This window comes from Streptomyces sp. NPDC051364, from assembly GCF_040682115.1.
GTDB lineage: Bacteria > Actinomycetota > Actinomycetes > Streptomycetales > Streptomycetaceae > Streptomyces.
In genome coordinates this window covers 182,639-196,848 of record NZ_JBFBAH010000003.1, presented here as the reverse complement: position 1 = coordinate 196,848, position 14,210 = coordinate 182,639, and the positions used below count along the sequence as shown (strand labels likewise).

Annotated in this window: 15 protein-coding genes; 12 read left to right on the top strand and 3 right to left on the bottom strand. The window is 72.2% G+C overall.

Annotated elements, in window-relative coordinates; genetic code table 11:
* Positions 1 to 10: 10 nt before the first annotated feature.
* A complete protein-coding gene (locus tag AB0M76_RS07950; protein ID WP_365952088.1) occupies positions 11 to 589 on the top strand; it encodes a Uma2 family endonuclease in 579 nt (192 codons plus the stop codon).
* Here the strand turns inward: AB0M76_RS07950 and AB0M76_RS07945 are convergent.
* On the bottom strand, positions 567 to 1,376 hold the full coding sequence (locus AB0M76_RS07945) for a DUF3097 domain-containing protein (RefSeq protein WP_365952087.1): 810 nt from the start codon (positions 1,374 to 1,376) through the stop codon (positions 567 to 569). The two genes, AB0M76_RS07950 and AB0M76_RS07945, sit on opposite strands and share 23 nt — an antisense overlap.
* Before the next feature lie 28 nt (positions 1,377 to 1,404).
* Positions 1,405 to 2,130 (bottom strand): MBL fold metallo-hydrolase, encoded by a 726-nt coding sequence (locus AB0M76_RS07940; RefSeq protein ID WP_365952086.1) that lies wholly within the window; start codon positions 2,128 to 2,130, stop codon positions 1,405 to 1,407.
* A gap of 138 nt (positions 2,131 to 2,268) precedes the next feature.
* On the opposite strand from AB0M76_RS07940, the gene hrcA reads away from it, so the two are divergent.
* The 6 genes from hrcA to AB0M76_RS07910 all read left to right on the top strand — a co-directional run bounded on the left by hrcA (position 2,269) and on the right by AB0M76_RS07910 (position 7,773).
* Positions 2,269 to 3,285 carry a heat-inducible transcriptional repressor HrcA gene (hrcA, locus tag AB0M76_RS07935; protein WP_365952085.1) on the top strand — a complete coding sequence of 339 codons (1,017 nt, stop codon included), beginning with the start codon at positions 2,269 to 2,271 and terminating at the stop codon, positions 3,283 to 3,285.
* Positions 3,286 to 4,422, top strand: coding sequence for a molecular chaperone DnaJ (gene dnaJ, locus AB0M76_RS07930; RefSeq protein ID WP_365952084.1), 1,137 nt, complete (start codon positions 3,286 to 3,288; stop codon positions 4,420 to 4,422).
* Positions 4,423 to 4,569: 147 nt separating this feature from the next.
* Entirely contained in the window at positions 4,570 to 5,661 is a 1,092-nt protein-coding gene (locus AB0M76_RS07925; RefSeq protein ID WP_365952083.1) for a nitronate monooxygenase, read from the top strand.
* Complete coding sequence (locus tag AB0M76_RS07920; protein WP_365952082.1) at positions 5,658 to 6,404, top strand: 16S rRNA (uracil(1498)-N(3))-methyltransferase; 747 nt, start codon at positions 5,658 to 5,660, stop codon at positions 6,402 to 6,404. Before AB0M76_RS07925 ends, AB0M76_RS07920 begins: the two co-directional genes overlap by 4 nt.
* Positions 6,405 to 6,504: 100 nt before the next feature.
* On the top strand, positions 6,505 to 6,864 hold the full coding sequence (locus AB0M76_RS07915; RefSeq protein ID WP_365952081.1) for a histidine triad nucleotide-binding protein: 360 nt from the start codon (positions 6,505 to 6,507) through the stop codon (positions 6,862 to 6,864).
* Positions 6,865 to 6,867: 3 nt separating this feature from the next.
* The gene (locus AB0M76_RS07910; protein ID WP_365952080.1) at positions 6,868 to 7,773 is read left to right on the top strand and encodes a ribonuclease Z; all 906 of its coding nucleotides are present in this window, start codon (positions 6,868 to 6,870) and stop codon (positions 7,771 to 7,773) included.
* 287 nt (positions 7,774 to 8,060) lie between these two features.
* Here AB0M76_RS07910 and AB0M76_RS07905 read toward each other — a convergent pair whose 3' ends face one another.
* Entirely contained in the window at positions 8,061 to 9,395 is a 1,335-nt protein-coding gene (locus tag AB0M76_RS07905) for an MFS transporter (protein WP_365952079.1), read from the bottom strand.
* A gap of 210 nt (positions 9,396 to 9,605) precedes the next feature.
* On the opposite strand from AB0M76_RS07905, the gene AB0M76_RS07900 reads away from it, so the two are divergent.
* The 5 genes from AB0M76_RS07900 to AB0M76_RS07880 all read left to right on the top strand — a co-directional run bounded on the left by AB0M76_RS07900 (position 9,606) and on the right by AB0M76_RS07880 (position 14,055).
* Positions 9,606 to 10,703 (top strand): PfkB family carbohydrate kinase, encoded by a 1,098-nt coding sequence (locus AB0M76_RS07900; protein WP_365952078.1) that lies wholly within the window; start codon positions 9,606 to 9,608, stop codon positions 10,701 to 10,703.
* A gap of 143 nt (positions 10,704 to 10,846) precedes the next feature.
* Positions 10,847 to 11,893: a PhoH family protein gene (locus tag AB0M76_RS07895; protein ID WP_365952077.1), complete on the top strand. Its 1,047-nt coding sequence runs from the start codon at positions 10,847 to 10,849 to the stop codon at positions 11,891 to 11,893.
* Positions 11,894 to 11,906: 13 nt separating this feature from the next.
* Entirely contained in the window at positions 11,907 to 12,404 is a 498-nt protein-coding gene (ybeY, locus tag AB0M76_RS07890; protein ID WP_030862467.1) for an rRNA maturation RNase YbeY, read from the top strand.
* A complete protein-coding gene (locus tag AB0M76_RS07885) occupies positions 12,401 to 13,705 on the top strand; it encodes a hemolysin family protein (RefSeq protein WP_365952076.1) in 1,305 nt (434 codons plus the stop codon). The genes ybeY and AB0M76_RS07885 overlap by 4 nt, the downstream gene beginning before the upstream one ends.
* Positions 13,702 to 14,055, top strand: a complete 354-nt coding sequence (locus AB0M76_RS07880; RefSeq protein ID WP_365952075.1) for an MmcQ/YjbR family DNA-binding protein — start codon at positions 13,702 to 13,704, stop codon at positions 14,053 to 14,055. The genes AB0M76_RS07885 and AB0M76_RS07880 overlap by 4 nt, the downstream gene beginning before the upstream one ends.
* Positions 14,056 to 14,210 lie beyond the last annotated feature (155 nt).

Sequence of the window (14,210 nt, the reverse complement as noted above, 5' to 3'; positions counted from 1 at the left end):
GACCACGGAGATGACCGCTGTGGACGAGCGTGGGATGGCGAAGTTCTTCGATCAGTTCGAGCCTCCCGAGGGCGTCAAGGTCGAGCTCCTCCGGGGGGAAATCGTGATGATGGCCAGTCCCGATCTGGTTCACAACCTGATCGTCGAGGACGTGCAGGACCAGATCCCGCGCAAGCGGTGGGCACGGCTACAGACCCAGGACGTCGACGTCACCGACGAGGCCAGCGAGCCCGTCCCCGATCTTGTGGTCGTCGATCGCCAGGTCCACCCGGACTCGGGTCGCCTCCTGCCGTCCAAGCTGATCACCCTGGTGGTGGAGGTCGTTTCCAAGACCAGCGTCGACAGGGACTACGGCGTCAAGCGCTCGATCTACGCCGCAGGCGAGGTGCCCGCCTATCTGATCATCGACCCGGTCGTGGCGCACTGCGTCCTGCTCACGATCCCGGTCGGCAGGGGCGACGAAGCCGACTACCGGGCCCAGCAGATCACGAAGTTCGGTGAGCCGCTTCCGCTGGAACTGCTCGGCATCGAGTTGGACACCAGCGAATTCGGCACGTATCAGGGAGTCAGGCCCCACCGCCGACCGTGACGAAGTCGATCAGTTCCTCCACGCGGCCCAGCAGGACCGGCTCCAGGTCCTTGTAGGACGTCACGCGGGACAGGATGTGCTGCCACGCCGCCCCGGTGTTCTCCGGCCAGCCCAGCGCCCTGCAGACGCCCGTCTTCCAGTCCTGGCCGCGCGGGATCACCGGCCACGCCGCGATGCCCAGCGCGGACGGCTTCACCGCCTGCCAGACGTCCACGTACGGGTGGCCGACGATCAGGACGTCCGACGAGGTCACCGACGCCGCGATACGGGACTCCTTCGAGCCCGGGACCAGGTGGTCCACCAGGACGCCGAGGCGGGCGGCGGCCGTCGGGGCGAAGTCCGCCACCACCGCCGGGAGGTCGTCGATGCCCTCCAGATACTCCACCACCACGCCCTCGATCCGCAGGTCGTCGCCCCAGACCCGCTCCACCAGCTCGGCGTCGTGCCGGCCCTCGACGTAGATCCGCCCGGCGCGCGCCACGCGGGCGCGCGCCCCCGGGACGGTAAGAGAGCCCGAGGCCGTGCGCAACGGGCCCGAAGGGGCCCGTGAGGGGCGGGTCAGGGTCACGACCGCGCCCTCCAGCAGGAACCCGCGCGGCTCCATCGGGAACACCCGCCGCTTGCCGAACCGGTCCTCCAGGGTCACCGTGCCCGCCTCGCAGGCCACCACCGCGCCGCAGAAGTCCGTACCGGCCACCTCGACCACCAGGTCCGGCTCGGCCGCCACCTCCGGTACGGCCTTGGGGCGCTTCCACTGCGGGGTCAGGTCGGGGGAGTACTCACGCATTCGGCCGACATTAGGAGAGGCGCGCCGCTCATGCCTCCGACACGCCGAAACGGGCGGCCAGTGTGGCGCGTTGCGCACGCACGAAGCCCGCGTCGACCACCGCTCCGTGACCCGGCACGTACAGTGCGTCCTCCCCGCCCAGCGACAGCAGCCGGTCCAGCGCGGCCGGCCACTGCCCCGGTACGGCGTCGCGGCCCGCCTGCGGCTCGCCGGACTCCTCCACCAGGTCCCCGCAGAACACCGCCTCGCGCTCGCCCGGCACGAAGACGGCCAGGTCGTGCCCGGTGTGGCCGGGCCCCACATTGGCGAGCAGCACCTGGACCCCGCCCAGGTCGAGCGTCCACTCGCCCGACACCTGATGGCGCGGCACCACCAGCCGGTCCACCGCCTCCACCGCCTCGGCCTCCGCCAGCCCGTGCCGTACCGCGCTCGTACGCAGCGCCTCGCGTCCGGCAGACAGGACGGCGTCCAGGCCCACGGCCCCGAACACCTCCGCCCCGGAGAAGGCCGCGGCCCCCAGTACATGGTCGAAATGTCCGTGGGTGAATGCGATATGGGTCACCCGGCGGCCGGTCAGCTCCTCCGCCTGCCGCCGCAGCTCCGCCCCCTCCCGGAGGCAGGAACCGGGGTCGATCAGGAGCACCGATTCGTCGCCCACCACCAGTCCCGCCGTGCAATCCCACACCGGGAGCCGCCTCCGGCCGCTCCGCGCGGTCAGCCGTTCCCAGCCCGCCTCTTCCCAACGCACGTCCATGCCGCGACGCTACCCTGGCGGGCCTCCCTTGCCAGGGTCTTACTACCCGGCCGTACACTGAGCGGGGGATCTCTGGCACTCGAACGATCAGAGTGCCAATGACCAAGACAACGGACCAGAGCTGGAGGTGTGCGCGCGATGCTCAGCGAACGCAGACTCGAAGTGCTGCGCGCCATCGTCCAGGACTACGTCGGGACGGAGGAGCCGGTCGGCTCCAAGGCGCTCACCGAGCGGCACCGGCTCGGCGTCTCGCCCGCCACCGTGCGCAACGACATGGCCGTGCTGGAGGACGAGGGCTACATCGCGCAGCCCCACACCAGCGCCGGCCGGATCCCCACGGACAAGGGCTACCGGCTCTTCGTCGACAAGCTGGCCGGGGTCAAGCCGCTGTCGACGCCCGAGCGCCGGGCCATCCAGAACTTCCTCGACGGGGCCGTCGACCTCGACGACGTGGTCGGCCGTACGGTGCGGCTGCTCGCGCAGCTCACCCGGCAGGTCGCCGTCGTCCAGTACCCGAGCCTGACCCGGTCCACGGTCCGGCACGTCGAGCTGCTGTCGCTCGCTCCGGCCCGGCTCATGCTCGTGCTGATCACCGATACAGGACGGGTCGAGCAGCGGCTCGTGGACTGCCAGACTCCGTTCGGCGAGACCTCGCTCGCCGATCTGCGGGCGCGGCTCAACAGCCGGGTCGTCGGCCGCCGGTTCACGGACGTGCCGCAGCTCGTGCAGGACCTGCCGGAGTCGTTCGATCCGGATGACCGCAGCACGGTGTCGACCGTGCTCGCGACCCTGCTGGAGACGCTGGTCGAGGAGGCCGAGGAGCGGCTGATGATCGGCGGAACCGCCAATCTCACGCGCTTCGGACACGATTTTCCCCTGACGATCAGGCCGGTGCTCGAGGCGCTGGAGGAGCAGGTCGTGCTCCTCAAGCTGCTCGGCGAGGCCAACGAGTCGGGAATGGCCGTACGGATCGGGCATGAGAATGCCTACGAGGGACTGAACTCCACGTCCGTCGTCTCCGTCGGCTACGGTTCGGGCGGCGAAGCAGTCGCCAAACTCGGCGTGGTCGGACCGACCCGCATGGACTACCCCGGAACGATGGGAGCGGTACGCGCAGTGGCACGTTACGTCGGACAGATCCTGGCGGAGTCGTAAGTGGCCACGGACTACTACGCCGTTCTCGGCGTGCGCCGCGACGCATCGCAGGACGAGATCAAGAAGGCCTTCCGCCGCCTCGCGCGCGAACTCCACCCGGACGTGAATCCGGACCCGAAGACGCAGGAGCGCTTCAAGGAGATCAACGCGGCCTACGAGGTGCTCTCGGACCCGCAGAAGAAGCAGGTCTACGACCTTGGCGGCGACCCGCTGTCCTCCTCGGGCGGCGGCGGCGCGGGCGGCTTCGGAGCGGGCGGCTTCGGCAACTTCTCCGACATCATGGACGCCTTCTTCGGCCAGGCCTCGCAGCGCGGACCGCGCTCGCGGACCCGCCGCGGCCAGGACGCCATGATCCGCCTCGACCTGGAGCTGGACGAGGCGGCCTTCGGCACGACCAAGGACATCCAGGTCGACACGGCCGTCGTCTGCACCACCTGCTCCGGTGAGGGCGCCGCCCCCGGCACCTCGGCGCAGACGTGTGACATGTGCCGTGGCCGCGGTGAGGTGTCGCAGGTCACCCGGTCCTTCCTGGGCCAGGTCATGACCTCGCGCCCCTGCCCCCAGTGCCAGGGCTTCGGCACCGTGGTCCCGACCCCGTGCCCCGAGTGCGCGGGCGACGGCCGGGTCCGCTCCCGCCGCAGCCTCACGGTCAAGATCCCGGCCGGTGTCGAGAACGGCACCCGGATCCAGCTCGCGGGCGAGGGCGAGGTCGGCCCCGGCGGCGGCCCCGCCGGCGACCTGTACGTGGAGATCCACGAGCTGTCGCACCCGACCTTCCAGCGGCGCGGGGACGACCTGCACTGCACGGTGACCATCCCCATGACGGCCGCGGCCCTCGGCACCAAGTGCCCGCTGGAGACGCTGGACGGCATGGAGGAGATCGACATCCGCCCCGGCACCGGTTCGGGCCAGTCGATCCCGCTGCACGGGCGCGGCGTCACGCACCTGCGCGGCGGCGGCCGCGGCGACCTGATCGTCCATGTCGAGGTCACCACCCCGGGCAAGCTGGACGCCCAGCAGGAGGAGCTGCTGCGCCAGTTCGCCAAGCTGCGCGGCGAGGAGCGGCCCATGGGCCAGTTCGCGCCGGGTCAGCAGGGCCTGTTCAGCCGCCTGAAGGATGCCTTCAACGGCCGCTGACCGGCCCGCGAGCACCCGTACGAGCCCGGTCCGGGGATGCCCCGGACCGGGCTCGGCGCATTGATCCGGACGCGCCCGCTGAAGCGGACTATGCCAGGCGAATGCCGTGATTCGGCCCGGTGGGCGGGACATGGCACGATGCAGTGCATGTCCTCCGCACCGAACGGTCTCTCCCCGTATCCGATCGTGCAGGCTCCCATGGCGGGCGGCGCCAGCTGTCCGCCGCTCGCCGCCGCCGTGTGCGAGGCGGGCGGGCTGGGCTTCCTGGCCGGCGGCTACAAGACCGCCGACGGCATGTACCAGGAGATCAAACGGCTGCGCGCGCTCACCCGGCGCCCGTTCGGCGTGAACCTCTTCATGCCGCAGACGGGGTACGTGGACCCGGCCGCCGTGGAGGCGTACCGCGGGCAGCTGGCCGGCGAGGCCAGCTGGTACGAGATCTCCCTGGCCGACGAGGACATCATCGGCACCAGCGACGACGGCTACGACGCCAAGCTCGCGATCCTCCTCGAAGACCCCGTTCCCGTCGTCTCGTTCACCTTCGGCTGCCCCACGCCCGTGGTCCTCGCCGCCCTGCGCAAGGCGGGCACGTACTCGGTCGTCACCGTCACCTCGGTCGACGAGGCCCGCGCCGCACAGGCCGCGGGCGCCGACTCCGTCTGCGTCCAGGGCGTGGAGGCCGGCGGGCACCAGAGCACCCACCGCGACGACCCGCAGGCCGACGGCACGGCGGGCGTGGGCCTGCTCGCGCTGGTCGCGCAGGTACGGGAGGCCGTGGGCCTCCCGATCATCGCGGCGGGCGGTCTGATGCGCGGCTCGCAGATCGCGGCGCTGCTGGCGGCGGGCGCGGAGGCGGCGCAGCTCGGCACGGCGTTCCTGGCCTGCCCCGAATCGGGTGCGCACCCGCTGCACAAGAAGGCCCTCACGGACCCCCTGTTCGCCCACACGGAGCTGACCAGGGCGTTCTCGGGGCGACCGGCCCGGGGCCTGGTGAACCGGTTCATGCGGGAGCACGGGCCGTACGCCCCGGCCGCTTACCCGCAGATCCACCACATGACCGCGGGGCTGCGCAAGGCCGCCGCCGCGGCCGGAGACCCGCAGGGCATGGCCCTGTGGGCGGGCCAGGGGCACCGGCTGGCGCGGGCGCTGCCGGCGGGGGAGCTGGTGGAGGTGCTGGCGGCCGAACTGGCCGAGGCCCAGAGCGCGTTGAAGGCAATGCAGAAGAGGAGTACGTCATGACCGCCCCCGTGTTCGTGGTCGAGGAGGTCCCCGCGGGGCCGGAGTTCGTGCTCGACGGCCCGGAGGGCCGGCACGCGGTGTCCGTGAAACGGCTGAACCCGGGCGAGGACGTGGTCCTCACCGACGGGCGCGGTCACTGGACGGAGGGCGTGGTCAAGGCCGCCGAGGGCAAGGACCGGCTGGTCGTCACGGACCTGCACGCCATCGAGGAGGAGCCGGAGCCGGCCGTCCGGATCACGGTCGTCCAGGCCCTGCCCAAGGGGGACCGCGGCGAGCTCGCCGTCGAGACCATGACCGAGACCGGCGTGGACGCGATCGTCCCCTGGCAGGCCTCGCGCTGCATCACCCAGTGGCGCGGCGACCGCGGCGCCAAGTCCCTGGCCAAGTGGCGGGCCACGGCCCGGGAGGCGGGCAAGCAGTCCCGCCGGGTCCGCTTCCCCGAGGTGGCGGAGGCCATGTCCACGAAGCAGGTCGCGGCGCTGCTGGCCGGCGCCGACCTGGCGATGGTCCTGCACGAGGACCGGGACGCGCCCTCGGGGGCCCTGGCCACGGCCGAGCTCCCGGCCGGCGGCTCCGTCGTCCTGGTCGTAGGACCCGAGGGCGGGGTCTCCCCGGAGGAGCTGGCCGTCTTCGCGGAAGCCGGCGCCCTCCCCTACCGCCTGGGCTCCTCGGTCCTGCGCACCTCCACCGCCGGCACCGCGGCGACGGCGGTCCTGCTGGCGCGCACCGGCCGCTGGTCCTGAAAACGCGTACGAGGCCGCCGACGGCGCCGGTTACGATGCCGGAGCTGATCAACGTCGGCGTCGACGGCCCGTCAACGCCACTGTCACGGAAGGCGGAGCAATGGCCGGGGAACCGCAGGCGGACTGCCTGTTCTGCAAGATCGTCGCGGGGAACATCCCGGCGACCGTGGTCCGGGAGACCGAGACGACGTTCGCCTTCCGGGACATCAACCCGCAGGCGCCCACGCACGTCCTCGTGATCCCGCGCGTGCACTACCCGGACGCCTCCTCGCTCGCCGCCGCCGAACCGGCCGTCGCCGCCGACCTGCTGCGCGTGGCCGGCGAGATCGCCGCCGAGGAGAAGATCGACGGCCACGGCTACCGGATCGTGTTCAACACCGGCGCCGGCGCCGGCCAGACCGTGTTCCACGCGCACGCGCACGTCCTCGGCGGGCGCGGCCTCCAGTGGCCCCCCGGATAAACCGTGTCCGTACGAGAGTTCGTGGTGCTGGGTACCGCCAGTCAGGTGCCCACCCGCCACCGCAACCACAACGGCTACCTCCTGCGCTGGGACGGCGAGGGCATCCTCTTCGACCCGGGCGAGGGCACCCAGCGCCAGATGCTCCGCGCCGGGGTGGCCGCGCACGACATCAACCGGATCTGCATCACCCACTTCCACGGTGACCACAGCCTCGGCCTCGCCGGGGTGATCCAGCGCATCAACCTGGACCGGGTCCCGCACCCCGTCACCGCGCACTACCCGGCCTCCGGGCAGAAGTTCTTCGAACGGCTCCGGTACGCCACCGCCTACCAGGAGACCGTCGCGCTCCGGGAGGAACCCGTGGCCGAGGACGGGACGCTGGCCCAGGGGCCCTCGTACACCCTCGAGGCCCGCCGGCTCTCGCACCCGGTCGAGTCCTTCGGCTACCGGCTCACCGAGCCCGACGGGCGCCGGATGGTGCCCGAACTGCTCGCGCAGCACGGGATCAAGGGGCCCGACGTGGGCCGGATCCAGCGCGAGGGGCAGCTGGGCGGGGTCACGCTCGACGACGTCAGCGAGCACAAGCCGGGGCAGAGCTTCGCCTTCGTCATGGACACCCGGCTGTGTCCCGGTGTCGATGCGCTCGCCGCGGGCTGCGACATGCTGGTGATCGAGTCCACCTTCCTCGACGAGGACGAGGCACTGGCCACCGACCACGGGCACCTCACCGCCGGCCAGGCGGCCCGGGTCGCGCGCGACGCGGGCGTACGGCACCTGGTGCTGACGCACTTCTCGCAGCGCTACGGGGACCCGCAGGAGTTCGAACGCCAGGCCCGCGCGGCCGGCTTCGAGGGCGAACTGACGATCGCCGCGGACCTCGTACGAGTCCCCCTGCCGAAGCGGGGCTAGCTTTGGGCTGGTGCCGCGTCAGGCAACGTTCGCCCCGTCGCGACGCCCGGCACGCACTCTCGCCGCACCGGCCGAAAGCTCGAGTACGTCCGGTACGAGCGCTTGCGGCCGGCACGCCGAGAGCACGCACCGGATGCCGCTCCTTGACGGGCAAACGCTGCCTGACGCGGCACTGAGCGGTTTCGGGGAAGTGGGGCACGCCCCCGCGCCGCCCGGCACGGCACCTCGCCGCGTTGTCGCGGCACCCGAGTACGCCCAGGGAACGCACCCCACTTCCCCGAGACCGCTCAGCCGCCGAGGATCCCGGCTCGCTCTTGGTCCTGCTCCGAGGCCCGCTCCTGGTTCCGGGAGCGGCGGGCCGCCGGGGAGAGCAGCAGCACCCGGCGCGGGGTGCGGCGTACGCGGACGGGCAGTCCGCTCGCGGGGTCGGGCCGGACCGCCGTGGCCGGGGCACCGCCGCGGCGGACCGGCCCCTCGGCCGGAGCCGGCCCGCGGCCGCCGGCGCGCAGCGCGACCGCGGTCATCGGCCCGGCCACCACCAGCAGCAGCGTGCCCAGCACCAGCCCCATGCCCCGGAAGCCGAACCCCTCGGCGAGCAGGCTGCCGGCCACGGGCCCGCATGCCGTGCCCAGCGAGGAGGCGGAGCCGGCGAGCACCGCCCAGCGGCCGCGCGCGTCCAGGGCCGCCGCGAGGCCGATCACGTAGGAGAGGACCACCGGGTAGACCGCGTTCCACAGGATCTCCCCGGCGGCGAACCCGGCGAGCCCGTCCGCGGAGGCGGTCAGCACGACGCAGCCGGCGATGGCCGCCGTGCCCGCGCCGATCGGGACCGCCCGCCCCAGCCGGGCCCCGAACGCGGAGGCGGCCGTGACCCCGAGCAGGCCCGCGCCCAGTGCCACCGCGAAGACGACGCCGAGCGTGGCCTCGGGCAGGCCCGCCTGCTCGGCGCCGATCCGGCCGCTGACGCCCCACAGGGCCTCCTGGGTCAGCGACCAGAGCAGCAGGCAGCCCGCCAGCACCGCCCCGGCGCGCGGGTACGGCAGCCGCCCGGAGCCCCGTACGGCGGGACCCGGGCGGGTGGGCCCGCCGAGGCGGCCGGTCGCGGGCCAGGCCAGGGCCGCGACCAGGGCGATGGCCGCGAACGGCAGCGCGTGCCCGCCGCCGAGGCGCGGCAGGGTCAGGTACAGGGCCCCCGCGGTCGCCGAGACCGACAGCAGCCCGAGGGACGAGATGCGGTGCGGATCGCGCTGCCCGGCGATCCCCGAGGCGGCCACGGCGGTGGCGGTACCGGAGCCGAAGCCGCCGACCACCACGCCCGCGACCACCAGCGGGAGCAGCGTGGTCGCGGCCGCCGTGCCGTAGCCGAGGGCGGCGAGCAGCAGTCCGAGCCGGGCCAGCGGGCGCTGCCCGTGGCGGGGGATGCGGGAGGCCAGGGTGAGGCCGGCCGTGGCGGAGCCGAGGAGCAGGGCCGTGCCGACGAGCCCCGCCTGCGCGGGACTCAGCGGGAGATGGGCGTCGAGCCGTCCGACGACGGTGGGAAGCAGGTAGGGAGCGAGGTAACCGGCCGTGAAGAGGGCCACCAGGGGCCAGGCGGCGGGCGGCGCGGAGGTGTTGTCGGACACGGCTGTTCCCGGTGGTGCGCAGGTGCGGCGAGAGGATCCGCGGAGCCGCGGCGTCTTTGTCTATCAAGTGGTTCACGATGCGGAGAAGAGCGACCCGATCGTGATCTGCGACACACTGTGTTTGGGCCTGCCGGGGGAGGGCAGGGTTGCCAGCTTCCCACCGCATGCCCGCGCGCAGAAACGACCCTTCGCGAAAACGGGGAGTACACCGTGACCAGTCGGGACAGCACCACCGCTCTCACCCCGGCCGTGGACCCGCTCGGTCCGCTGCGGGACCCGCAGGAGCCGTGGTGCGACGTGTTCCTGACCGGCACGGTCTTCCTCGACATCATCTTCACAGGCCTCGACTCGGCCCCGGTGCGCGGTACGGAGTCCTGGGCGCGCGGCATGGGCTCCAGCCCCGGGGGAGTGGCCAACATGGCCACCGCGCTGGCCCGGCTCGGCCTGCGCACCTCGCTGGCCGCGGCGTTCGGCGACGACCACTACGGCGAGTACTGCTGGGACGCGCTCGAGCAGGGCGAGGGCATCGACCTGTCGATGTCGCGGACCATCCCCGGCTGGCACAGCCCGGTCACGGTCTCGATGGCGTACGAGGGCGAGCGCACGATGGTCTCCCACGGCCACGAGGCCCCGCCCCCGGCGGCCCCCGGGCCGTTCCCGCAGTGCCCGCCGCGCACCCGGGCGGCCGTGGCCTCGCTGGGCCCGGGGCGGACGGACCCGTGGATCGCGGAGGCGGCGCGGCGCGGATCGCGGATCTTCGCGGACGTGGGGTGGGACGAGAGCGGGCGCTGGGACCTGGGGGACCTGCCGGACCTGGAGCACTGCGAAGCCTTCCTGCCGAACGCGGGGGAGGCCATGCGGTACACGCGGACCGACTGCCCGAGGGCGGCGGCGCGGGCGCTGGCGCGGAAGGTGCCGCTCGCGGTGGTGACGATGGGCCCGGAGGGCGCGTACGCGGTGGACGGGCGGACCGGCGAGGAGGCGGAGGTCCCCGGGATCGCGGTGGACGCGCTGGACCCGACGGGGGCGGGGGACGTCTTCGTGGCGGGCTTCGTCACCGGCGCCCTGGCGGGGTGGCCGCTGGCGGACCGGCTGGCCTTCGCGGGCCTGACGGCGGCCCTGTCGGTCCAGGAGTTCGGCGGCTCGCTGTCGGCCCCGGGCTGGCCGGAGGTGGCCCACTGGTGGCGCGCGGCCCCCGAGGCCCTGCGGCCGCGCTACGGCTTCCTGGACGCGCTGGTCCCGCCGGGCACGGAACCGGCCTCCCGCCGCAGGGCCGTCCCGACCATCGGCTTCCGCCACCCGGCCTAGCGGGCGGGCCTTCGGGAGGGGCTCCGGGAGCGCCGGAAAACCCCTCGGGGATGGCGCGGCGGAGTCGTACGCTTGGTACTCCGGAGGTCGTCGATCGGCGCGGCCCCTCAGCGGGAGGTATGTGCAGGCCACAGTGCCGGCCCATGACTCAGACACCCACAGCCCAGACACCGGCGCCGGGGCAGGCGCGAGCCCACTTCACCGTTCCGGCCAGGCACCCGATGGTCGCGGTGCTCGGCTCTGGTGACGCCCTGTTGCGCGTGATCGAGAAGGCCTTCCCGAAGGCCGACATCCATGTTCGGGGCAATCAGGTCAGCGCGGTCGGCGATGCGACGGAAGTCGCCCTGATCCAGCGCCTGTTCGACGAGATGATGCTGGTGCTCCGCACCGGGCAGCCGATGACGGAGGACGCAGTGGAACGCTCGATCGCCATGCTCAAGGCGAGCGCCAACGGCAACGGCCCGGACGAGACGCCCGCCGAGGTGCTCACCCAGAACATCCTCTCGAGCCGCGGCCGCACCATCCGGCCCAAGACCCTCAACCAGAAGCGGTACGTCGACGCGATCGACAAGAACACGATCGTGTTCGGCATCGGCCCCGCCGGCACCGGCAAGACCTACCTCGCCATGGCCAAGGCGGTCCAGGCCCTGCAGTCCAAGCAGGTCGGCCGGATCATCCTGACCCGCCCCGCCGTCGAGGCCGGAGAGCGGCTCGGCTTCCTGCCCGGCACGCTCTTCGACAAGATCGACCCGTACCTGCGCCCGCTGTACGACGCGCTGCACGACATGATCGACCCGGACTCGATCCCGCGCCTGATGGCGGCGGGCACGATCGAGGTCGCGCCCCTGGCATACATGAGGGGTCGCACCTTGAATGATGCGTTCGTCGTGCTGGACGAGGCGCAGAACACGACCGCCGAGCAGATGAAGATGTTCCTGACCCGCCTGGGGTTCGACTCGAAGATCGTCGTCACCGGTGACGTCACGCAGATCGACCTGCCCGGTGGCGCCAAGAGCGGTCTGCGGCAGGTGCAGGAGATCCTCGAAGGGGTTCCCGACATCCACTTCTCGCGGCTCACGTCCGAGGATGTCGTCCGGCACAAGCTGGTCGGCCGTATCGTCGATGCGTACGAGAAGTACGACGACAGCCAGGACGCCCAGCAGTCCCGGAACGGCTACCAGCGGAAGTAGAACCCAGCGCACCATGTCGATCGACGTCAACAACGAGTCCGGAACCGAGGTCGACGAGCGGGCGATCCTCGACATCGCCCGCTACGCACTCACCCGGATGCGGATCCACCCGCTGTCCGAGCTCTCCGTCATCGTCGTCGACGAGGACGCCATGGAGCAGCTCCACATCCAGTGGATGGACCTGCCCGGACCGACCGACGTCATGTCCTTCCCGATGGACGAGCTCCGTCCGCCGGCGAAGGACGACGAGGAGCCCCCGCAGGGGCTCCTCGGCGACATCGTGCTCTGCCCCGAGGTGGCGAAGAAGCAGGGCGAGGACGCCCCGACGCAGCACTCCATGGACGAGGAGCTCCAGCTCCTGACCGTCCACGGGGTGCTGCACCTGCTCGGGTACGACCACGAGGAGCCGGACGAGAAGGCCGAGATGTTCGGCCTCCAGGCGGCCATCGTCGACGGCTGGCGCGGTGAGCGCGGCATGACCGGTCCGTCCCCGGCCCCGACCGTCTCGTGACCGCCCCGCAGCTGATCACCGGCGCGGTGCTGCTGGTGGTGGTGGCCTGGTTCGCGGCGTGCGCCGAGTCCGGGATCGCCCGGATCTCGAGCTTCCGCGCCGAGCAGGCCGTACGGGAGGGCCGGCGCGGCAGTGCGAAGCTCGTGCAGGTCGCCGCCGACCCGACCCGCTACCTCAACGTGGCGCTGCTCGTGCGGGTCACCTGCGAGATGGCGGCCGGCGTGCTCGTCACGTACGTCTGCCTCGACGAGTTCGGCGACAACTGGAAGGCGCTGCTCATCGCGATCGCGGTGATGGTGCTCGTGTCCTTCGTGGCCGTCGGCGTCTCCCCGCGCACCATCGGCCGCCAGCACCCTCTCAACACGGCGACGGCGGCCTCGTACGTCCTGGTCCCGCTCGCCCGTGTCATGGGGCCCATTCCGCAGCTGCTGATCCTCATCGGCAACGCGCTCACGCCTGGAAAGGGCTTCCGCAAGGGGCCGTTCGCCTCCGAGGCCGAGCTGCGCGCGATGGTCGACCTGGCGGAGAAGGAGTCGCTGATCGAGGACGAGGAGCGCCGGATGGTGCACCAGGTCTTCGAGCTCGGAGACACCCTCGTGCGCGAGGTGATGGTGCCGCGCACCGATCTGGTGTGCATCGAGCGGTACAAGACGGTCCGTCAGGCGACGACGCTGGCGCTGCGGTCGGGTTTCTCGCGCATCCCGGTGACCGGGGAGAACGAGGACGACATCGTCGGCATCGTGTACCTGAAGGACCTGGTCCGCAAGACGCACATCAGCCGGGAGGCGGAGGTCGACCTGGTGACGACGGCGATGCGGCCGGCGGTGTTCGTACCGGACACGAAGAACGCGGGCGATCTGCTGCGGGAGATGCAGCAGGTGCGCAACCACGTGGCCGTGGTCATCGACGAGTATGGCGGCACGGCGGGCATCGTCACCATCGAGGACATCCTCGAGGAGATCGTCGGCGAGATCACCGACGAGTACGACCGCGAGCTCGCGCCCGTCGAGGACCTGGGCGAGGACCGCTACCGGGTGACGGCGCGGCTCGACATCACCGACCTCGGCGAGCTGTTCAAGGTCGAGGACTACGACGACGAGGACGTGGAGACGGTCGGCGGGCTGCTGGCGAAGGCGCTCGGCCGGGTGCCGATCGCGGGCGCCTCATCGGTCGTGGAGCTGCCGGACGGGCGGCCGCTGCGGCTGACGGCCGAGTCCCCGGCAGGCCGGCGGAACAAGATCGTGACGGTACTGGTGGAGCCGGTGGCCCCGGCGTCGGGCGAGGGTGAGGAGGGCGAATGACGCCGGCGGAGCTGCGCGCGTTCTGCCTGGGTTTCAACGCGGCGGTGGAGGAGTTCCCCTTCACGCCCGAGACCTCGGTGTTCAAGGTGCTGGGGAAGATGTTCGCGCTGAGCGCGCTGGACGCCGACCCGCTGAAGGTCAACCTCAAGTGCGAACCGGAGCCGGCGGTGCGGCTGCGGGAGGAGCACGAGGCGATCGCGCCGGGCTGGCACATGAACAAGCGGCACTGGAACACGGTGACGGTCGGCGGGCTGCCCGACGCACTGGTGCGGGAGCTGATCGAGGACTCGTACGACCTGGTGGTCGCGGGCCTGCCGAGGGCGGAGCGGCTGCGGCTCGACCGGCCGTGAGGGCGGAACGGGGACGGGACGAAGGTCCCGGCGCTCTGCGACCTTTGGATCACAGGATTTCCTTATAGAGCGCTTAGGTTTGATCCCGCGTGGCACAAGATCCCGGGGGGACGGAGGGGAGAGTGCCTCGGCAGGGCCGTTGTGCGGTCCTGCCG